At 61.0% G+C, this 18,638-nt stretch carries 18 protein-coding genes; 8 read left to right on the top strand and 10 right to left on the bottom strand.

What is annotated here, in order from left to right; all coding sequences use genetic code 11:
* Nucleotides 1-15: 15 nt before the first annotated feature.
* The 5 genes from gyrB to QA637_RS16740 form a co-directional block, all read right to left on the bottom strand.
* Nucleotides 16-2,451 (bottom strand): DNA topoisomerase (ATP-hydrolyzing) subunit B, encoded by a 2,436-nt coding sequence (gene gyrB, locus QA637_RS16760; RefSeq protein WP_153440594.1) that lies wholly within the window; start codon nucleotides 2,449-2,451, stop codon nucleotides 16-18.
* Nucleotides 2,452-2,584: 133 nt separating this feature from the next.
* Nucleotides 2,585-2,962, bottom strand: a complete 378-nt coding sequence (locus QA637_RS16755) for a helix-turn-helix domain-containing protein (protein WP_153440595.1) — start codon at nucleotides 2,960-2,962, stop codon at nucleotides 2,585-2,587.
* The gene (locus QA637_RS16750) at nucleotides 2,959-3,522 is read right to left on the bottom strand and encodes a Smr/MutS family protein (RefSeq protein ID WP_153440596.1); all 564 of its coding nucleotides are present in this window, start codon (nucleotides 3,520-3,522) and stop codon (nucleotides 2,959-2,961) included. Before QA637_RS16750 ends, QA637_RS16755 begins: the two co-directional genes overlap by 4 nt.
* Complete coding sequence (gene mltA, locus QA637_RS16745) at nucleotides 3,515-4,621, bottom strand: murein transglycosylase A (protein ID WP_283062390.1); 1,107 nt, start codon at nucleotides 4,619-4,621, stop codon at nucleotides 3,515-3,517. Before mltA ends, QA637_RS16750 begins: the two co-directional genes overlap by 8 nt.
* Before the next feature lie 7 nt (nucleotides 4,622-4,628).
* Nucleotides 4,629-5,333, bottom strand: coding sequence for a Tim44/TimA family putative adaptor protein (locus QA637_RS16740; RefSeq protein ID WP_153440598.1), 705 nt, complete (start codon nucleotides 5,331-5,333; stop codon nucleotides 4,629-4,631).
* 134 nt (nucleotides 5,334-5,467) lie between these two features.
* Here QA637_RS16740 and QA637_RS16735 point away from each other — a divergent pair, with 134 nt between their 5' ends.
* Both QA637_RS16735 and secB read left to right on the top strand, forming a co-directional pair.
* Nucleotides 5,468-5,974, top strand: a complete 507-nt coding sequence (locus QA637_RS16735; RefSeq protein ID WP_283062389.1) for an FxsA family protein — start codon at nucleotides 5,468-5,470, stop codon at nucleotides 5,972-5,974.
* Nucleotides 5,975-6,179: 205 nt separating this feature from the next.
* Nucleotides 6,180-6,683 carry a protein-export chaperone SecB gene (secB, locus tag QA637_RS16730; RefSeq protein ID WP_153440600.1) on the top strand — a complete coding sequence of 168 codons (504 nt, stop codon included), beginning with the start codon at nucleotides 6,180-6,182 and terminating at the stop codon, nucleotides 6,681-6,683.
* 113 nt (nucleotides 6,684-6,796) lie between these two features.
* Here secB and dnaQ read toward each other — a convergent pair whose 3' ends face one another.
* The 5 genes from dnaQ to QA637_RS16705 form a co-directional block, all read right to left on the bottom strand.
* The gene (gene dnaQ, locus QA637_RS16725) at nucleotides 6,797-7,495 is read right to left on the bottom strand and encodes a DNA polymerase III subunit epsilon (protein ID WP_153440601.1); all 699 of its coding nucleotides are present in this window, start codon (nucleotides 7,493-7,495) and stop codon (nucleotides 6,797-6,799) included.
* Nucleotides 7,496-7,866: 371 nt separating this feature from the next.
* Nucleotides 7,867-8,466 carry a dephospho-CoA kinase gene (coaE, locus tag QA637_RS16720; protein ID WP_153440602.1) on the bottom strand — a complete coding sequence of 200 codons (600 nt, stop codon included), beginning with the start codon at nucleotides 8,464-8,466 and terminating at the stop codon, nucleotides 7,867-7,869.
* Nucleotides 8,463-9,323: a shikimate dehydrogenase gene (locus QA637_RS16715; protein ID WP_283062387.1), complete on the bottom strand. Its 861-nt coding sequence runs from the start codon at nucleotides 9,321-9,323 to the stop codon at nucleotides 8,463-8,465. The genes coaE and QA637_RS16715 overlap by 4 nt, the downstream gene beginning before the upstream one ends.
* Entirely contained in the window at nucleotides 9,316-9,915 is a 600-nt protein-coding gene (locus tag QA637_RS16710; RefSeq protein WP_153440604.1) for a Maf-like protein, read from the bottom strand. Before QA637_RS16710 ends, QA637_RS16715 begins: the two co-directional genes overlap by 8 nt.
* A gap of 28 nt (nucleotides 9,916-9,943) precedes the next feature.
* Nucleotides 9,944-10,765, bottom strand: coding sequence for a pyruvate, water dikinase regulatory protein (locus tag QA637_RS16705; RefSeq protein WP_184108626.1), 822 nt, complete (start codon nucleotides 10,763-10,765; stop codon nucleotides 9,944-9,946).
* 407 nt (nucleotides 10,766-11,172) lie between these two features.
* On the opposite strand from QA637_RS16705, the gene hemE reads away from it, so the two are divergent.
* From hemE to rsmG, 6 genes are all read left to right on the top strand, one after another.
* A complete protein-coding gene (gene hemE, locus QA637_RS16700) occupies nucleotides 11,173-12,204 on the top strand; it encodes a uroporphyrinogen decarboxylase (protein WP_184108627.1) in 1,032 nt (343 codons plus the stop codon).
* Entirely contained in the window at nucleotides 12,201-12,743 is a 543-nt protein-coding gene (hemJ, locus tag QA637_RS16695) for a protoporphyrinogen oxidase HemJ (RefSeq protein WP_153440605.1), read from the top strand. Before hemE ends, hemJ begins: the two co-directional genes overlap by 4 nt.
* 194 nt (nucleotides 12,744-12,937) lie before the next feature.
* The gene (gene rho, locus QA637_RS16690) at nucleotides 12,938-14,203 is read left to right on the top strand and encodes a transcription termination factor Rho (protein WP_153440606.1); all 1,266 of its coding nucleotides are present in this window, start codon (nucleotides 12,938-12,940) and stop codon (nucleotides 14,201-14,203) included.
* Nucleotides 14,204-14,672: 469 nt separating this feature from the next.
* Complete coding sequence (gene mnmE / locus QA637_RS16685; protein WP_153440607.1) at nucleotides 14,673-15,998, top strand: tRNA uridine-5-carboxymethylaminomethyl(34) synthesis GTPase MnmE; 1,326 nt, start codon at nucleotides 14,673-14,675, stop codon at nucleotides 15,996-15,998.
* Between the two features lie 104 nt (nucleotides 15,999-16,102).
* Nucleotides 16,103-17,986, top strand: a complete 1,884-nt coding sequence (gene mnmG, locus QA637_RS16680) for a tRNA uridine-5-carboxymethylaminomethyl(34) synthesis enzyme MnmG (RefSeq protein WP_153440608.1) — start codon at nucleotides 16,103-16,105, stop codon at nucleotides 17,984-17,986.
* A complete protein-coding gene (rsmG, locus tag QA637_RS16675; RefSeq protein ID WP_153440609.1) occupies nucleotides 17,983-18,624 on the top strand; it encodes a 16S rRNA (guanine(527)-N(7))-methyltransferase RsmG in 642 nt (213 codons plus the stop codon). Before mnmG ends, rsmG begins: the two co-directional genes overlap by 4 nt.
* Nucleotides 18,625-18,638: the final 14 nt, after the last annotated feature.

Here is an 18,638-nt window from a genome sequence, read left to right as displayed (position 1 = left end):
TGCCAGACGACCACATCAGATGTCGAGATTGGCGACGCTCAGCGCGTTTTCCTGGATGAAATCGCGCCGCGGTTCCACCTCGTCGCCCATCAGTCGCGAGAACAGACCGTCCGCGTCGGTCGCATCGGAAACCTTGACCTGCAGCAGCGAACGGACGTTCGGATCGAGTGTCGTTTCCCAGAGTTGCTCGGCGTTCATCTCGCCGAGACCCTTGTAGCGCTGCATCGAGAGGCCCTTGCGGCCGGCCGCGAAGATCGCGTCGAGCAGAGCGCGCGGTCCGCTGATGTCCTGGGTGCCGTCACGGCGGCGCAGCACCGGCGGCTCGGCATAGACTTCCTTCAGTTTTGCCGTCAGCTGATCGATATGGCGGGCATCGGAGGAGCCGATCAGCGCCATGTCGAGTATCGACACTTCCTTGACGCCGCGAACCATGCGCTCTAGCTTCAGGCCGCCTTCCGCGGTCACCGTTCCGGTCCAGCCGCGCTCGGTCTCCTCGGCGATGACGTCGAGGCGGCGCGCCACTTCCGCCGCCACGTCCTGATATTCATCGCGCCGGCCATTCAGTTCGACGTTGAGCGCGCCGGCGATGGCGGCCTGCTCGACGATCGCCCGGTTGTAGCGGGAATGCAGCCCGTCCATCAGCGAGCGCAGGCGCAGCGCATCATTGATGACTTCACGCAGGTCCTGCCCGGCTCTCACCTCGCCGGACGCGAGCGCCAGCGACGCTTCCTCGAGGCCCATGCTGATCAGGTAATCCTCGAGCGCCTTCTCGTCCTTCAGGTATTGCGTCGACTTGCCGCGCGTCACCTTGTAGAGCGGCGGCTGGGCGATATAGAGGTGGCCGCGCTCGATCAGCTCCGGCATCTGCCGGAAAAAGAATGTCAGCAGCAGCGTGCGGATGTGGGCGCCGTCGACGTCAGCATCCGTCATGATGATAATCTTGTGATAGCGCAGCTTGTCGGCATTGAATTCGTCCTTGCCGATCGAGGTGCCGAGCGCCGTGATCAGCGTGCCGATTTCCTGGCTCGACAGCATCTTGTCGAAGCGCGCACGCTCGACGTTCAAGATCTTGCCGCGCAGCGGCAGGATTGCCTGGCTTTCCCGTGAACGGCCCTGCTTGGCCGAACCGCCTGCCGAGTCGCCCTCGACCAGGAACAGTTCCGACTTGGCCGGATCGCGTTCGGAACAGTCGGCGAGCTTGCCGGGCAGCGACGAAATGTCGAGCGCTCCCTTACGACGGGTAAGCTCGCGTGCCTTGCGCGCCGCCTCGCGGGCCGCCGCCGCCTCGACGACCTTGCCGACGAGGACCTTGGCTTCGCTTGGATGCTCCTCAAACCAGGAATTCAATGCTTCGTTGACCAGGCTCTCGACCACAGGCCGGACTTCGGACGAAACGAGCTTGTCCTTGGTTTGCGAAGAAAACTTCGGATCGGGCACCTTGACGGACAGGACGGCGGTCAGTCCCTCGCGGCAATCCTCGCCCTGGAGCGTAACCTTTTCCTTCTTGGTTATCCCGGACGATTCCGCATAGGAGGTCACCTGGCGCGTCAGCGCGCCGCGGAAGCCGGCCATATGGGTGCCGCCGTCACGCTGCGGAATGTTGTTGGTGAAGCAAAGCACGTTTTCGTGGTAGCTGTCGTTCCACCACATCGCCACTTCAACCGTGATGCCGTCCTTTTCGCCACGGATCGAGACGGGACTGTGCACAAGCGGCTTCTTGGCGCGATCGAGATAGGCGACGAACGCCTCCAGCCCGCCTTCATACATCATCTCGTCGCGGCGGATGTCCGAATGACGCTTATCGGTGAGCACGATGCGGACGCCGGAATTCAGGAAGGCGAGCTCGCGCAGGCGGTGCTCGAGCGTCGTGTATTCGAATTCGACGTTCGAGAAGGTTTGCTCGCTGGGCAGGAAGGTGACCTCCGTGCCGGTATCGGTGCCGGCGTCACCCGTCACTTGGAGCGGGCCGTCGGCAACTCCGTGCGTGAAGCTCATCTCGTGGATCTTGCCGCTGCGGCGGATCTTGAGCTTCAAGGATGTGGAGAGCGCGTTGACGACCGAAACGCCTACGCCATGCAGGCCGCCCGAGACCTTGTAGGAATTCTGGTCGAACTTTCCGCCGGCGTGAAGCTGGGTCATGATGACCTCGGCGGCGGACACGCCTTCCTCCTTGTGAATGTCGGTCGGGATGCCGCGGCCGTTGTCGGTCACCGTCACCGAACCATCGGGATTGAGGGTTACCGTGACGATATCCGCATGGCCGGCCAGCGCCTCGTCGATCGCATTGTCGACGACCTCATAGACCATGTGGTGCAGACCGGAACCATCGTCGGTGTCGCCGATATACATGCCCGGCCGCTTGCGGACGGCATCGAGCCCTTTCAACACCTTGATGGAATCGGCACCATATTCGGCGATGGCGCCGGCTTCGGTCTCAGGAAAATCGGTCATTCGGCTTCAGGTCTTTCCAGGTTGCGGACGTCGTGATTCGGTGCGAATCACAGCGCGGAGGCCTTACGGACTATAGGAAATTTGTCCACGGCTTCCAAATCCCGGACCGCGCTCGGCGGTCGGGAACAGGCTTTCATCCCCTGTCATTATCAGGAATTGTGGCTTTTTCCAAAATATCTTCCAAAGCCCGGATCGTCTCCTCCGACAAACCGCGTATCTGCCCTCTCAGCCGGTTGGCAAATGCGGTGTGACCGGGCGGCAGGCCGGACGTATCGAGCACCACCTTCGGGTCGGAAATATCGGCGATCCGGAAGAGCTCGTCCGCCTCGTCCCAGATCACATTGAAATAGCCGGCGACGCGCTGCAAAAAATCGAAGCTCGGCTGCCCGCGCTTGCCATGCTCCAGCGCCGACAGGTAGGCGGCCGAAACACCGATCGCCGCCGCCATCTGCTTTTGTGACACACCCTTTCTGCGCCGCAGCTCGCGCATCGCTTCGCCGAACGGCGTCATGACGCACTTCCCTTGGCGCGCGCCAGGCGGACATAGAGCGCGCCCTCGCCACCGTGGTTGCGCGCCGCCGGCTCATAGGACGAGATCAGCGGACGAAACTCCGGGAGCGAAAACCAGAGCGGCACCGCCCGTTTCAACGCCCCATCGCTTCCGAGCGACGTGCCCTTGCCGGTGATGACCAGGACGTGACGAAGGCCGCGCTCGTGCGCCTTCAGGAGAAACTGCAGGAGCAGGCCATGGGCTTCGCTCTGGATCATGCCGTGCAGGTCGATCCGCGCTTCGAGCGCCACGCGGCCTTTCGCGAGCTTGCGCTTCACCGGCCTTTCAAGCGGATGGTGACGTCGCTCGGCCTTGCCTTTGCTGAGCGTGAAGCCCGGCTCAGCCTTTTCTTGCGGTGTTGCCGCGACCTTCGGCGAATCCGGCGCTGCGGGCGCAACCTCTTCGCTCTCGCCAAGCAGGTCCGCGAGACTTTCGATACGGCCAGGTATTGGCCGGGTCGAGCGTGCGACCTTCCCCCAAAGAATGCGATCCTCCGGCGAAAGCTTCTTTTCGCTAGCCATGGTGGTATCTGGACGCGGCCGCCCGAGGGACGAAGATGTAGAAGTCCGCGGCATTGCGGACGGATCCCGCCAGATTGCCCGCGTCGTCACCGGAACCGGTGAAGATGTCTCCGCGCGCGGGACCGACGATTGCCGAACCAGTGTCGAGCGCCAGCATCAGGCGCGCAAACGGCCGTCCGCCGTCGAGATGGGTAAGGGTGTCGCTCGCAACATAGAAGGGGACGCCGAAGGTATGGATCAGCCGATCGACGGCGAGCGATCGCCCGGGCTCCAGTGGTACCTTGGCCGCAGCAACCGGCCCCAGGCCGTCATCGTCTACCGAGGCCTCGCGGAAAAAGATGAAAGACCGATTGTGCCACAGGATCTCGTCCACCTTTTCGGGATGCGCTGCAAGCCAGGCGCGGATGCTCGCCATCGACACGGTCGCTGCATCGATCTCGCCGCGATCGATCAGCAGCTTACCGATTGCGGAAAAGCGGTGCCCGGTCTTTGCCGCATAGGTGATGCGCCGCCTCGATCCGTCCGGATAGAGGAGCCGGGCCGCACCCTGGACATGAACGAAAAAGACGTCGACCTTCGACCGGGCATAGGCAATCTCAAGCCCGCGTCCCGCGAGGAAGCCCCGCTCGATCGCCTCCCGGTCCGGATATTCCTCGATCTCATCACCACGAAGGCGCCCGAAGGCGAAATACGGATCCATGCCTTGTGGCCGGCTCGCATCGTCGATGTCGATCAGATCGGCCGGCCGACGGTAGAAGGGGAAGCGAAAAATCTCGTCCGGTTCGGCACGAACCTCGATCTCCGGCTCATAAAAAGCGGTAACGAACCCCCTACCGCCCTCGCCGGTCCGAATCCTGAACGGAAGAAACTGCTCTTCGAAAAAGGAGCGCGCCGCTGCCGCGTCGGAAACGTGCGAGCGGGCGGCCTCGAAAGCGGGCAAGAGATCGGCCACGGAAATGCCGAGCGATCCTGTCTTGTAGGGTTTCGCCGTGGTGACGTGGTGATGGCAGCGGAGAAGGGCGGCAATAACGGCTGTCGGATCATCCGCCTGCCAGCCGGGCAGTTCGGAAAAGGCGACCGGCTCCAAATGAAAGGCCATGCTCGCCTCAGTTTTCCGATTCCGTAGCGATCAGTTTCCAGTTCGGATCGCGCGACCGGATATCACGCGAGAAGGTCCAGAGGTCGTTGACTTCGGCAACAGAGTCGGCGTCGCCGTCGATCAGTTTGCCCTGCTTGTCATAGGTAGCCGAGATGAGCTGGCTGATGATCCGGACGGTGATGTTTTCCTCGTTGTCCTTGATCTCCGCGTGGGTGATGTCGGCCTTCTCGATGCCGACGAAGGTCGACTTGACGACCTCGCCCTTCCCCTCCCGGTCGGAAATGGCGGAATCGAAGCCCTCATAGACTTCGCGCGACAGCAGTCCCTTCAGCGTCTTGCGGTCGCCGTCGGCGAAGGCCATCACGATCATCTCGTAGGCCATCTTGGCGCCGCTGACGAAATCCTCCGGATTGAAGCTGCGGTCGGCGTCGCTCAAGGCCCTGAGTTGGCCGTTCAAAGGCGTGCCGGCCTTGGCAACGGCATCGATGGCTGCGTAACGAGACTCGTCTTCGACGGTGCTTTCGCGGCGCGGGAGTTGCACGACCTTGCCATTGTCGGCGCTCTCCGGGCCCTTGCTCATCTCACGCGGCGAATAGGGATCGAAAGGCGGTCGTTCATTGCCGGTACGGCGCCCCAGAACACTGCGCAACTGCAGAAAGATGACCACGGCGGCGATCAGGAAAAAAAACGTGATGAAGTCGAAAGAGCCCATTTCCACCCGGAACCGCTGTTAGATTTTCTCTTACTATCCCATATAGTCCGCAAGGATAACCCATTCAAATGGCGATGTCGCACCCTTAAACCGGAGGCCAACCAATTGCACGAAACTTCTGGCGAGTGCCGTCGATGCGTTCCCTGATCATTCCGCTCGTCATCCTCGGGCTGCCGCTCGCGGAAATTGCCGGCTTCGTCATCGTTGGTCGCGAAGCCGGACTCCTGATGACGCTGCTCCTCGTGTTCCTGAGCGGTGCGGTCGGTATTGCGCTGCTGCGCGTCCAGGGATTCGAGGTGTTTCGCCGCGTGCAGGAATCCGCTCGGGCGGGACGTGACCCGGGCCGCGAGGTTCTCGAAGGCGCGCTGGTCTTCGTCGCAGCAATCCTCCTGATCGTGCCGGGCTTCTTCAGCGACATCATCTGCCTCGTCTTGTTCCTGCCACCGATAAGGCGTGCCGTCGCCACATTCCTGCAGACAAGAATGACTATAGTGACGGCAGGAACTGGTTTCTACCGCTGGGGTCCCGGCGGACGCGAAGAACGCACGGGTCCCCGCGTCATCGACCTGAACGAGGACGAATTCTCCCGCGAGAAGAAGGATGACGACGGGTCCTCGCCGCCGAACCGGATCTCCCGGTAGAAATCGAAAACGATGGCAAGCGGGAAAGCGCCTCGCGCTTTTTAGCCAGTCGACGCGGCATCAGGTCTATTCTGTCTGCGGTCGGCTACGGGAAAGCGCGAAAATCGCTTGCCCAGCTCCCCAAAGAGGCCCGGTTGGCAAGGGTTGTAAGCCCGAGTCCGAAATGATAGATGGCCTCACTGATTTGAAGTCCGAGGAAACTCTTATGACGACTGATACCGCAACAAATGGCAACGGCGGCGCGCAGCAAAGCCCCGCGCTCAACATCCTGGCCCAGTATGTCAAGGATCTTTCCTTCGAGAATCCCGGTGCGCCGCGTTCTCTGCAGGCTCGCGAGCGTGCGCCGTCGATCAACATCAATGTCAACGTCAACGCCAATCCGCTCGCCGAGAACGATTTCGACGTCGTTCTGTCCTTGAACGCGGAGGCGAAGGACGGCGACAAGGTCCTGTTCAACGTCGAACTGGCCTATGGCGGCGTGTTCCGCGTTTCGGGTTTCCCGCAGGAACACATGCTGCCGCTGCTCTTCATCGAGTGCCCGCGGCTGCTCTTCCCGTTTGCGCGCCAGATCGTCGCCGACGCGACCCGCAACGGCGGCTTCCCGCCGCTGATGATCGACCCGATCGACTTCGCTCAGATGTTCGCGCAGCGCATGGCTGAAGAAAAGGTCCGCGCCCAGGTCGCCAACAGCAACGATACGGCCAACTGATCGGCCATCGAACTTTTGGACGACGCAATTCCGGACGGAAAACCGCAACACACTTTTCCTGGAATTGCTTTGCCTCTTGAGGAAAAGGCCCGGTTTTCGCCGGGCTTTTCATTTCAGCACTGGTATTTCGACCAGATTGCCTTTGTGCCCATCTTGGCAACAAGGGCCGCATGTGCCGCGATCTCGACCTCCGTCAGCCGGGCGGGCAAGGCTCTCGGTCGCTCAAGCACGATGATCGGCCCGTCCTCGGCTTCGATCGCCCGGCCACCGGCCACGCTGGTCACAAGCCCCAGCGCCGCCTGCCGGCCGCCGATCATCTCGATGTAGACTTCCGCGAGCAGCTCCGAGTCGAGCAGCGCGCCGTGTTTTGCGCGATGGGAATTGTCGATGCCATACCGGCGGCAGAGGGCATCGAGCGAATTCGGCCCCATCGGATGTTTGCGCCTGGCGAGCGCCAGCGTGTCCGTGACCAGTTCGCCGGCCACCGCTGGAAGGCCCAACCGGGCAAATTCCGCATTGATGAAACTGATGTCGAAGGTGGCGTTGTGCGCCACCCAGCGGGCGCCGCCGAAGAAATCCAGGATCTGGTCGGCGACATCGGCAAAGCTCGGCTTGTCCCTCAGGAACTCGTCGGTGATGCCGTGAACGGCCAAGGCATCCGGATGAACCTTGCGGTCGCCCGGATTGATGTAGAGATGCAGCGTGCGTCCCGTCGGAAACTGGTTCTCGAGCTCGACGCCGCCGATTTCGATTACGCGGTCGTCGCGGCTGTCGAGGCCGGTTGTTTCCGTATCGAAGATGATTTCACGCATGCGGCGTTCCCTTGGGACGACGTTTCGGAGCGAATCGATCCGAAGCTGATGTCCATTCTTAACGGCATTTCTTCTGCAGTTGAAGCGGTGGCGCAGGGGTTTGCACCGGATCGGAAGGTGCATTGAATTGGCGATTGCCCCCTCATCCGCCTGGAGGCGCCTTCTCCCCGCTCCCCCGAGCGAAGGGACAAGCCATCACCCATCTGTCCCCCTCTCCCCGCCTATGCGTACTGGAGACATGGGTAACATGTGTTCGGGGACATGGGTGACGGTTTGCTATCCACTACAGCGCCGCGCGTCCAATCGGACGCGCAAAGGTCGCTGTAGCACTTTGAATTGCTGCATGATTTTGTCCTTAAATCGATTCCGATTTAAGGAATCATACAGTAGCCCTTCCGTAGCTGCTCTACGATTGCCCTGATCTGCTCTCGGGTGACGTCGAAACTGTCGCTGGTGTCGATGATGTGGTCTGCCCGCGCGCGCTTTTCGCTGTCGGGAACCTGGCGCGCGAGGATCATCGCGAATTTTTCCGCTGTCATTCCCGGCCGCTTCATCACCCGTTCCCGCTGTATCTCGGGCGCACAGGTGACGACGACGACCTGGTCGACGCGTCCTTCCGCCTTCGTCTCGAAAAGCAACGGTATGTCGAGGACCACGAAGGGGGCACCGGCGCCGCGGTGCACGGCAATAAATTCCCTCTCCTTCGCACGAACGAGCGGATGGACGATCTGCTCCAGTTCGCCAAGCCGCTCCGGCGCTGCGAGAAGCTGGCGCGAAAGCTCTGCCCGGTCGATGACGCCGTCCTTTACCACGCCGGGAAAAGCCGCCTCGACCGGCGCCACTGCCTCGCCGCGATAAAGCTCGTGAACGGCTTCGTCGGCATCGTTCACCGGCACGCCGAACTCGCGGAACATTTGGGCCGCGGTCGACTTGCCCATTCCAATCGATCCCGTGAGGCCGACAATGATCATTTGTGGCTGTCCATATCGCGAATGATGAGCTGCCTAAGCGTGTCGTCGACGACCGGCCGACGGCCGAACCATCTTTCGAATCCAGGCACCGCCTGATGCAACAGCATGCCAAGTCCATCGACGATCGCAAAGCCCTGCGCTTCGGCCTGGCGCAGCAGCGGCGTTTTCAGCGGCACATAGACAATGTCCGTGACGACGGCATCCTTCGCCATCATCGAGAAATCGATCTCGGGCGCCGGTTCGCCATCCATGCCAAGCGAGGTCGTGTTGATGAAAAGCCCGGCACCGGTCATCACTTCGGACAGGCCCCCTAGCGGGTGAGCGTGAACCGCGGCGCCAAAACGGTCCGCCAGTTCCTGCGCCCTGGCCGGCGTCCGGTTGACCACGTGGATTGCCTTGATGCCGCGATCGCGAACCGCCTGGATGACGGCGCGGCTGGCGCCGCCGGCGCCGAGAACGACGGCGGTCGAAATCCGGTCCCATCCTTGCGCGCGCTCGTCGAGGTTGGCGACGAAGCCTTGCCCATCGGTATTCGTCGCGCAAATCTCTCCGTCTTCAACCCAGAGAGTATTGGCGGCGCCGAGTTCGGCGCTCAGTTCGTCCGGGTGATCGGAAAGACGGAATGCGGCTTCCTTGTGCGGAATGGTGACATTGCCGCCGCAGAAACCGGAAGCGCCGCTCCTCAATTGGCGCATGAAATCCGGAAAATTTTCCGGCGGGACCTCATAGGCCCGGTAGCTGCCGGCGATCCCCAGCTGTTTCAGCCAGTAACCGTGGATCAGCGGTGAGCGCGAATGCTTGACCGGATATCCGGTAACGAAGGCATGGTTAACAAATGTTTCACGTGAATCACGCATCGATCGAGCCCAGGTCACGGAGTTTGGAAAGCAGCGGCAGCAGCGGCAAACCGAGAATCGTAAAATAGTCGCCTTCGATCTTTTCGAAGAGCTGGATGCCCTCGCCTTCGAGCTGATAGGCGCCGACGCTCGCAAGCGCTTTCTCGCCGACCCTTGAAAGGTGTCTTTCGACAAAGCCCCGACTGAGCGGGCGCACGGTCATGTGGGCCGAGGAAACATGGCGCCAGACGACCTCACCGCCACGGACAAGAACGATGGCGCTGTTCAGACTGTGCGTCTGGCCGGACAGCGAGAGGAGGTGGTCGGCGGCCTCCGACATATCCTTGGGCTTGTGATAGACGCGCGAGCCGAGCGACATCGTCTGGTCCGAACCGATGACGAGCGCTCCGCTGAAATGCCGGGCGACATCCTTTGCCTTCGCCTCTGCCAAGGCCAGCGCCACGTTCACCGGCGAAGCGCCCGCTTTTTCTAGCGGTTCCTCCAGTGCCCGTTCATCGATCTCTGCGGCCCTCGCCTGAAACGCAAGCCCCGCGTTTTCCAACAGGGCGCGGCGAAATGGACTGGCGGAGGCCAACACAAGGGTCGTCGTCATCGTTCTATCCCGGATCCTTCGCTTCGCTCTATCTGAGCCGCGGACGCAGGGCAACGATCGCCGCGGCGGTTTCCTCGATCGAGCGGCGCGTAACGTCGATCATTGGCCAATTGTTGCGCGCACAGAGCGAGCGGGCATATTTCAGCTCTTCGGCGATCGAGGCCCGGTCGGTATAGTCTGCGCCGTGGAAGGTCTGGGTTGTCCCGAGCAGCCGGTGCTGGCGCACCTGGGCGATCCTGTCCGCTGTCGCGATGAGCCCGACGACCAGCGGCTTTGTCGCGCTGAGAAGACCGTCCGGCAGCGGCACGCCAGGCACGATCGGGATGTTTGCCGTCTTGATGCCGCGATTGGCTAGATAGATGCTCGTCGGAGTCTTCGATGTCCGACTTATGCCGACGAGCACGACGTCGGCCTCATCGAAATCCGCGGGCATCTGGCCGTCGTCATGGTCCATGCTGAAGTTCAGGGCCTCGATCCGGGCGAAGTATTCCGCGTCCATGACGTGCTGCGCGCCCGACCGGCGGCGGGAGGGTGAGCCGAGATAGGATTGAAACAGGTCTATGATCGGATCGAGGACCGAGACACAGGGGACACCGATCTCGCGGCAGCGCTGATCGATGACATCGGCGAGCTCGCGGTCGACGATCGTATAGAGGACGATGCCCGGAGCGCCGTCGATCGCTTCCAGCACCTGCATGAGCTGCTTACGGTTTCGGATCAGCGGATAGACGTGCTCCAGCGCATGCGACGACTGGAATTGCGCCGCGGCAGCACGTCCCGCCGCAATCAGCGTCTCGCCCGTCGAATCGGAGACGAGGTGCAGGTGGAAATAGTTTTTTCGGTTCTCCACGCAATTCTCCGGGGGCTGTTGATAGGCCGGGACAGAAACAGGTAACGGCGCGGCGGCTCTCCAGGCAAGTGGAAAAGCGCCGACTTATTCACATCCCTGACCCGTCCGGAGAAAGTCGGGCGCTGCATGTGGATAAGACTCATGGTGACGACAAAATGTCACGCGTTTCTACAGCTTGTCCACAAGAAGCGGAAAACCGGAATTGAACGTAACGCGCGGATTTTCCAGTGTTTTTTATCCATCCCCCATTCTGCGCTGCAAGGTCGGGTTGTTTCTCCAGGTGTCTTGCGGCGGCGGCACGGCCTTTGGATGAATTGCGGATTGATTTTAATCCTTGATAGCCACCGACTCTAAGAAATAGAAACCTTTTAAATATCAGTTTTCATATAGTTTAGGAGAAGCCGCGGGTGAGCGAGACACGTCGCAAAGTTCTCGAGGTGCTGGACGGGAAATGTCTGACGCCACCACCGATCTGGCTCATGCGCCAGGCCGGACGCTACCTCCCGGAATACCGTGAGACGCGGTTGAAGGCTGGAAGCTTCCTTGATCTCTGCTACACACCCGATCTTGCTGTGGAAGTGACCTTGCAGCCGATCCGTCGCTATGCCTTCGATGCGGCGATCCTCTTTTCCGACATCCTGGTCATCCCGGACGCTCTGCACAGGAATGTTCGCTTCGAGGAAGGCCATGGGCCAAAGATGGATCCGATCGATGCGGATGGCATCGCGCGGCTCAGCGCCGTCGGCGTCTCCGGGCACCTGCGGCCCGTCATCGAGACGGTTTCGCGGCTGCGGCGGGAGTTGCCGACGGAGACGACGCTGCTTGGTTTCTGCGGCGCCCCATGGACAGTCGCGACTTACATGATTGCGGGTCACGGAACGCCGGATCAGGCCCCTGCCCGCCTCTTTGCCTATCGCCATCCAAAGGAGTTCGACGATCTGCTTGCTTTCCTCGCTGATATCTCCGCCGACTATCTGGTGGAGCAGATCGACGCGGGTGCCGATGCGGTGCAGATTTTCGACTCCTGGGCAGGTGTGCTCGGCGAGGAGGAATTTGCCCGCTTTGCCGCCGAACCGGTGCGCCGGATGATCGCCTCTGTTCGTGCACGGCGGCCGTCAGCGAAGGTGATTGCCTTCGCGAAGGGCGCGGGGCTCTTGCTCAAGGACTACCGGCATTCAACGGGTGCCGATGCGATCGGGCTCGATTGGTCGGTGCCGTTGTCCTTTGCGGCCGAGCTGCAGAAGGATGGCCCGGTGCAGGGCAACCTGGATCCGATGCGGGTCGTGGCCGGCGGCGCGGCGTTGGAGAGCGGTATCGATCGGATCCTCGACGTGCTTGGCAACGGACCCCTGATTTTCAATCTCGGACACGGGATTACACCGCAGGCGGACCCGGCGAACGTGACGGCATTGGTGTCGCGAGTGCGCGGGAGGCGATGATGGCGGAGCGCCAGACCGATAGCGGGCCGGGGAACAGGGCGCGTCTCCGCGCATGGATCGCCATTTCGGCGTTCTTCCTGCTGCTGGCTGGCCTCTTCGTCTGGCAGCCGGACGATCTCTATCTCTGGATCAAGGCGCTGCACGTCATTGCCGTGATCTCCTGGATGGCGGCACTTCTCTATATGCCGCGTCTCTTCATCTATCACACGGATGCGGCGCCGGGGTCGGCGCAGTCGGAAACGTTCAAGATGATGGAGCAGCGCCTGCTGAAGGTCATCATGAACCCGGCGATGATGATCTCCTGGGCGCTCGGCCTCTACCTTGCATGGAGCATCTACCGCTTTCAGGGTGGCTGGCTGCACGCCAAGCTCTTTTTCGTCGTGCTGTTGACCGTCGTGCACGTACATTTCAGCCGTGCGGTGAAAGCCTTCCAGCGTGACGAGAATCGCCGTGACGCGCGCTACTGGCGGCTGATGAACGAGGCGCCGACGCTGCTGATGATCCTCATCGTCATCATGGCGGTGGTGAAACCGTTTTGAATTCAATCGATTTTTAGCTGCAATAGTTGTCGCTAATTTGCCCGAGGCCCTTGCGGCGTTTCACGTGAATCGCTATTTTCAAACATCTCCTTCTTCCTGTGGCCTGACCAAGTTTAGAGCCTGCCTCTTCCTTCTCGCAGCTCCCTTACAAAAATCACGCCAACTTCCATTCCCATACGAGACGTGGACCCTTCATGGCTGAAATGAAGCTTCAAGAACTTAAGAACAAGACGCCGACCGATCTTCTGGCCTTTGCCGAAGAGCTCGAGGTTGAGAACGCCAGCACGATGCGCAAGCAGGAGCTGATGTTCGCAATCCTCAAGATGCTCGCGACGCAAGAGATCGAGATCATCGGTGAAGGCGTTGTTGAGGTGCTGCAGGACGGATTCGGCTTCCTGCGCTCCGCCAATGCCAACTATCTGCCGGGCCCTGACGACATCTACATTTCGCCCTCGCAGATCCGCCGCTTCTCGTTGAAAACCGGTGATACCGTAGAGGGGCCGATCCGCGGTCCGAAGGAAGGCGAGCGCTATTTCGCGCTGCTGAAGGTCAACACCATCAATTTCGATGATCCGGAAAAGATCCGGCACAAGGTGCACTTCGACAACCTGACGCCGCTCTACCCGAACGAGCGCTTCAAGATGGAGCTCGAGGTTCCGACGTCGAAGGACCTTTCGGCCCGCGTCATCGATCTGGTGGCGCCGCTCGGCAAGGGCCAGCGCGGGCTGATCGTGGCGCCGCCGCGCACCGGTAAGACGGTGCTTCTTCAGAACATCGCCCATTCGATCACCGCAAACCATCCGGAATGCTATCTGATCGTTCTGTTGATCGACGAACGTCCGGAAGAAGTGACCGATATGCAGCGCTCGGTGAAGGGCGAAGTCGTGTCCTCCACATTCGACGAGCCGGCGACACGCCACGTCCAGGTGGCGGAAATGGTCATCGAGAAGGCGAAGCGCCTCGTCGAGCATGGCAGGGACGTTGTCATCCTGCTCGATTCGATCACCCGTCTCGGCCGCGCCTACAACACCGTGGTGCCGTCATCCGGCAAGGTTCTGACCGGCGGTGTCGATGCCAACGCGCTTCAGCGCCCGAAGCGTTTCTTCGGCGCGGCGCGCAACATCGAGGAAGGCGGCTCGCTGACCATCATCGCGACGGCGCTGATCGATACCGGCAGCCGCATGGATGAAGTGATCTTCGAAGAGTTCAAGGGCACCGGCAACTCCGAAATCGTGCTCGACCGCAAGGTCGCCGACAAGCGCATCTTCCCAGCCATGGACATCCTGAAGTCCGGCACACGCAAGGAGGATCTCCTGGTGCCGCGGCAGGATCTGCAGAAGATCTTCGTTCTGCGCCGCATCCTCGCTCCTATGGGCACGACGGATGCGATCGAGTTCCTGATCGACAAGCTGAAGCAGACGAAGACCAACGGCGACTTCTTCGAATCGATGAACACCTGATAGCCTTTCAGGCTTTTCAAAAGATGGCCGGGACGGTTCGCGTCCCGGTTTTTTTTTGCATTTGTGCCACTGGATGACTCGTCGATTTGGGGAGGAAGTCATGCATGCCTCCAAGGCCGACTGCGGCCTCGATGCTTCCGATAGCGGCACGACACGGCGGTTCAATTTATTAGCCGGATTCTCCGCGGCCTACGCGGAGGGCTTCGAAGTGCGCGTCAGTTCCACGATGATTCACGTGAAACACCGCATTGCCCGCGTGCATGATCGAGAGCGCTTGAGCGACATGCTTGATTTCCGTCGCCGGTCGGTGCATAAGTCGCCGCGCTCTGCACCCTGCGCAGAAATGGCGAGGTTTGCTCGGCGGAAGATGATGGCCGTTCGAAGATGCAACCCGGCCCTAGCCCTAAAAGACAGCAATGAACCCGAGCTCGCGGCAAGCGCATTGTGCTCGGGGACGCGCGGTAGCCCGATGCCATTTACGGATACGATATATGCACTTTCGAGCGGCGCCCTGCCCGCCGGCGTTGCCGTTATCCGCATCAGCGGGCCGGCCACGACGGAGGCTATTACGCGGCTTTGCGGACCGCTGCCGCGAGCCCGCAGCGCGACGTTGAGAACGATTCGGACTCGAAACGGTGAGCCGCTCGATAGCGGGCTGGTGCTCTACTTCCCGGGGCCGGCATCGTTCACGGGCGAGGACTGCTGTGAGCTGCAGGTGCATGGCGGGCGAGCCGTTGTCCATGCGATATTGGAAGAGCTTGCAGGGGTCGATGGTCTACGTCACGCCGAGGCGGGTGAGTTTTCGAGACGCGCGTTTCAAAACGGTAAGATGGATCTTGTGGAGGTCGAGGGCCTTGCGGACCTGATCGTGGCCGAGACCGAGATGCAGCGCCGTTTGGCGCTCGAGCATTCCGGCGGCGGGCAGTCCGCGCTTTACGAAGGTTGGGCGCGGCGCCTGACGCATGCGCGCGCCATGATCGAGGCCGAACTCGATTTTGCCGACGAGGATGATGTGCCGGGATCGGTGAGCGCTTCGGTCTGGAAGGACATGGCGAAGCTCCGCGGCGAAATCGAAGAGCATATCGGCCAGGCGGGGCTGGCGGAGATCATCCGCGATGGCCTGAAAATTGTCATTGCCGGCGAGCCGAATGCGGGCAAGTCGAGTCTCCTGAATGCGTTGGCAAAGCGCGATGTCGCGATCGTGACGGAGATAGCCGGCACCACTCGCGATATCATCTCGGTCGATCTTTCGTTAGCCGGATTCTCCGTGAAGCTATTTGACACGGCGGGGTTGCGGGAAACCGACGAAGTCGTCGAACGCGAGGGCATTCGCCGTGCACGCGAAACCATCGGACGAGCCGATCTCGTGCTGCTGCTATCGGATAATCCGGCACGTTTCTTCACGGGTGAAGCTATTCCGGAAAACGTCCCCATCATAAAGGTTGCGACGAAGATTGACCGGGACGATGTTTCGTGGCTGCCGAGCGACGCGGATATATTTCTATCGACGAAGACTGGAGCCGGTGTTGCCGACCTGTTGGAGGCGCTCGGATCTTACCTTCCGGACTTGGCAGGCAAGACGTCCTTGTCGATGCCATCGCGGAAACGCCACGTCGACTGCCTCCGTCAGGCAAGCGCTGCGCTGGAGCGTAGCCTGTCGGCGGAGGCGTTGGGGTTGGATATCCAGGCGGAGCAATTGCGCGTCGCGGGCGACGCGCTCGGCCGCATCACGGGGCGCGTCGATGTCGAGAACTTGCTCGATGTGATATTTTCAGAGTTCTGTATCGGCAAATAAGCGGCCGATGCAACGATAGCGAGTCATCCGCAGCGTTTCACGTGAAACCACTTGACTCACCCATGTGAAATTCAGAATCAGGCTGGTGTAACTGGAGCATTGGAATGTCGAGTTATGATGTCATCGTGATTGGCGGCGGACATGCCGGCTGCGAGGCGGCCTCGGCCTCGGCGCGGCTTGGTGCCCGCACGGCCCTCATCACGCATAGGCGCGACACAATCGGGGTGATGTCCTGCAATCCGGCCATCGGCGGCCTGGGCAAGGGACATCTCGTTCGGGAGATCGACGCTCTGGACGGCCTGATGGGGCGCGTCGCCGATGCCGCCGGCATCCAGTTTCGCCTGCTTAACCGCCGTAAGGGACCGGCTGTGCGCGGTCCCCGTACGCAGGCGGATCGCAAGCTCTATCGCGAGGCGATGCAGAATGCGATCGGCGCGGTGGATAATCTGTCGGTTATCGAGGGTGACGCCTTCGACTTGCTAACTGAAAGCGGCGCGGTCTGCGGGGTTGTCATGAAGGACGGCCGTAGCTTTCGGGCGGCTGCGGTTGTGCTCACGACCGGGACCTTCCTGAAAGGTCTGATTCATATTGGTGATCGCAAGATCCCGGCTGGCCGGGTCGGAGAGGAACCGTCGGTCGGCCTTTCGGAGACCTTGGCGCGCTTCGGGCTTAATCTCGGACGATTGAAGACGGGTACACCGGCTCGGCTCGATGGCCGGACGATCGATTGGGACCGTGTCGGTCGCCAGGGCCCGGATGAGGATCCGGTGCCCTTCTCGTTCTTGACCGACGAAATCGTGAACCGGCAGATCGACTGCGGCGTGACGCGCACGACGGAAGCTACGCACAAGCTCATCGCCGACAACATCCATCGCTCCGCAATGTATTCCGGTCAGATCGAAGGCGTTGGCCCTCGCTACTGCCCGTCGATCGAGGACAAGATCGTTCGCTTCGGTGAGCGCGACGGCCACCAGATTTTCCTGGAGCCGGAAGGGCTGGATGACGATACAGTCTACCCCAATGGCATTTCGACCTCCCTGCCCGAGGAGGTCCAGGATGCCTTTATCCGGACCATCCCGGGGTTGGAGGAGGTGACCATCCTGCAGCCCGGTTACGCAATCGAATATGATCACGTCGATCCGCGGGAACTGGAATTGTCCCTGGCGGTGAGGAAGGCGCCCGGTCTGTTCCTTGCCGGCCAGATCAACGGCACGACGGGCTATGAAGAGGCAGGCGCTCAGGGTTTGGTTGCCGGATTGAATGCCGCGCTCGCCGCGTTGGGCCGCACACCGTTCCATTTCAGCCGCACCGATTCCTATATCGGGGTGATGATCGATGATCTGACGTCACGCGGCATCACCGAACCGTATCGGATGTTTACCTCGCGCGCCGAATATCGGCTGTCGCTTCGGGCCGATAATGCCGACATGCGGCTGACGCCGCTCGGCATCGAGCTCGGCTTCGTGGGCGGGACGCGACAGCAGCGCTTCAAAGACTGGAAAGACAGCTATGAGCGCGGGCGTGCGCTGTTGCAGTCCCTTTCTGTTACGCCGACAGAGGGCAAGCGGTTCGGCCTGAAACTCAATCAGGATGGCCAGCGGCGATCGGCCTTTGAGATCTTGTCCTACCCCGAGCAATCGATCGCCGGGCTAAAACCCCTCTGGCCGGAACTCGAGGCGGTTGACGGGCGCGTGGTCGAGGCGCTGGAAATCGACGCTGCCTATGCGGTCTACATGGAAAGGCAGGCGGCGGATATTGCCGGCGTTCGCCGCGAAGAGAGCACCAGCATCCCCGAGGACTTCGACTACGGCCTGCTGCCGGGATTGTCGAACGAATTGAAGCAGAAGCTGATGCAACAAAGACCGCGCAATCTGGCGCAGGCCATGAAGGTCGACGGGATGACACCGGCCGCAGTGTCGCTGATCCTCACCTGGCTGAAGCGCCAGAATCGCGAAGAGTTGCGTGTGGCGAGGCAAGCCATACAATGAAAACGAGTCTGATCGGAAGCTTGAACGGATTGCGTGTTTCACGTGAAACGGTCGAGAAGCTCGAGCACTTTGGTGCCCTGTTCCAAAAATGGGCGAAGTCGATAAACCTGGTAGCACCGTCGACACTTGATGACTTGTGGCGGCGGCATATCGTCGACAGCCTGCAGATATTCCAATTGGCGCCGACGCCGAAGATCTGGGTCGATCTCGGCAGTGGGGGTGGATTCCCCGGCGTGATAACGGCGATTTGCCTGTCGGAGCTTGGGGACGGCTGGGTACACTTGGTTGAAAGCAACAACAAGAAATGCGCCTTTCTGCGCGTGGCGCTGAATGAAACCGGCGCCAGAGGCTCCGTGCACCCGATTCGAATCGAAAACGCGAGTGCAACCATCCCCCGTTGCGATGCCATTTCGGCGCGTGCACTCGCCGATTTGAGCCAATTGCTGGATTATTGCGCGCCTTGGATGACCGGCGATGGCGCCAATGCGGTCGCATATTTTCATAAAGGGCGGGATTACCAGCAGGAAATCGACAAAGCCGTTAGCCGGTTTCAATTCGATCTGGTAAAACATGCGAGTGTCGTCGAGCGAGATTCGGTCGTGCTCGAGATTGCAAATCTTTCACGTCGGACGAAGTGATAGGCGAGCGAAAA

The sequence above is a fragment of the Sinorhizobium terangae genome (assembly GCF_029714365.1).
GTDB classification, from domain to species: domain Bacteria; phylum Pseudomonadota; class Alphaproteobacteria; order Rhizobiales; family Rhizobiaceae; genus Sinorhizobium; species Sinorhizobium terangae.
This window is presented reverse-complemented; position numbering and strand designations above follow the sequence as displayed.

Bases quoted from the DNA above. Each gene is read 5' to 3' on its own strand.
- gyrB (WP_153440594.1), bottom strand. From the start codon at position 2,451: ATGACCGATTTTCCTGAGACCGAAGCCGGCGCCATCGCCGAATATGGT.
- QA637_RS16755 (WP_153440595.1), bottom strand. From the start codon at position 2,962: ATGACGCCGTTCGGCGAAGCGATGCGCGAGCTGCGGCGCAGAAAGGGT.
- QA637_RS16750 (WP_153440596.1), bottom strand. From the start codon at position 3,522: ATGGCTAGCGAAAAGAAGCTTTCGCCGGAGGATCGCATTCTTTGGGGG.
- mltA (WP_283062390.1), bottom strand. From the start codon at position 4,621: ATGGCCTTTCATTTGGAGCCGGTCGCCTTTTCCGAACTGCCCGGCTGG.
- QA637_RS16740 (WP_153440598.1), bottom strand. From the start codon at position 5,333: ATGGGCTCTTTCGACTTCATCACGTTTTTTTTCCTGATCGCCGCCGTG.
- QA637_RS16735 (WP_283062389.1), top strand. From the start codon at position 5,468: ATGCGTTCCCTGATCATTCCGCTCGTCATCCTCGGGCTGCCGCTCGCG.
- secB (WP_153440600.1), top strand. From the start codon at position 6,180: ATGACGACTGATACCGCAACAAATGGCAACGGCGGCGCGCAGCAAAGC.
- dnaQ (WP_153440601.1), bottom strand. From the start codon at position 7,495: ATGCGTGAAATCATCTTCGATACGGAAACAACCGGCCTCGACAGCCGC.
- coaE (WP_153440602.1), bottom strand. From the start codon at position 8,466: ATGATCATTGTCGGCCTCACGGGATCGATTGGAATGGGCAAGTCGACC.
- QA637_RS16715 (WP_283062387.1), bottom strand. From the start codon at position 9,323: ATGCGTGATTCACGTGAAACATTTGTTAACCATGCCTTCGTTACCGGA.
- QA637_RS16710 (WP_153440604.1), bottom strand. From the start codon at position 9,915: ATGACGACGACCCTTGTGTTGGCCTCCGCCAGTCCATTTCGCCGCGCC.
- hemJ (WP_153440605.1), top strand. From the start codon at position 12,201: ATGATGGCGGAGCGCCAGACCGATAGCGGGCCGGGGAACAGGGCGCGT.
- rho (WP_153440606.1), top strand. From the start codon at position 12,938: ATGGCTGAAATGAAGCTTCAAGAACTTAAGAACAAGACGCCGACCGAT.
- mnmE (WP_153440607.1), top strand. From the start codon at position 14,673: ATGCCATTTACGGATACGATATATGCACTTTCGAGCGGCGCCCTGCCC.
- mnmG (WP_153440608.1), top strand. From the start codon at position 16,103: ATGTCGAGTTATGATGTCATCGTGATTGGCGGCGGACATGCCGGCTGC.
- rsmG (WP_153440609.1), top strand. From the start codon at position 17,983: ATGAAAACGAGTCTGATCGGAAGCTTGAACGGATTGCGTGTTTCACGT.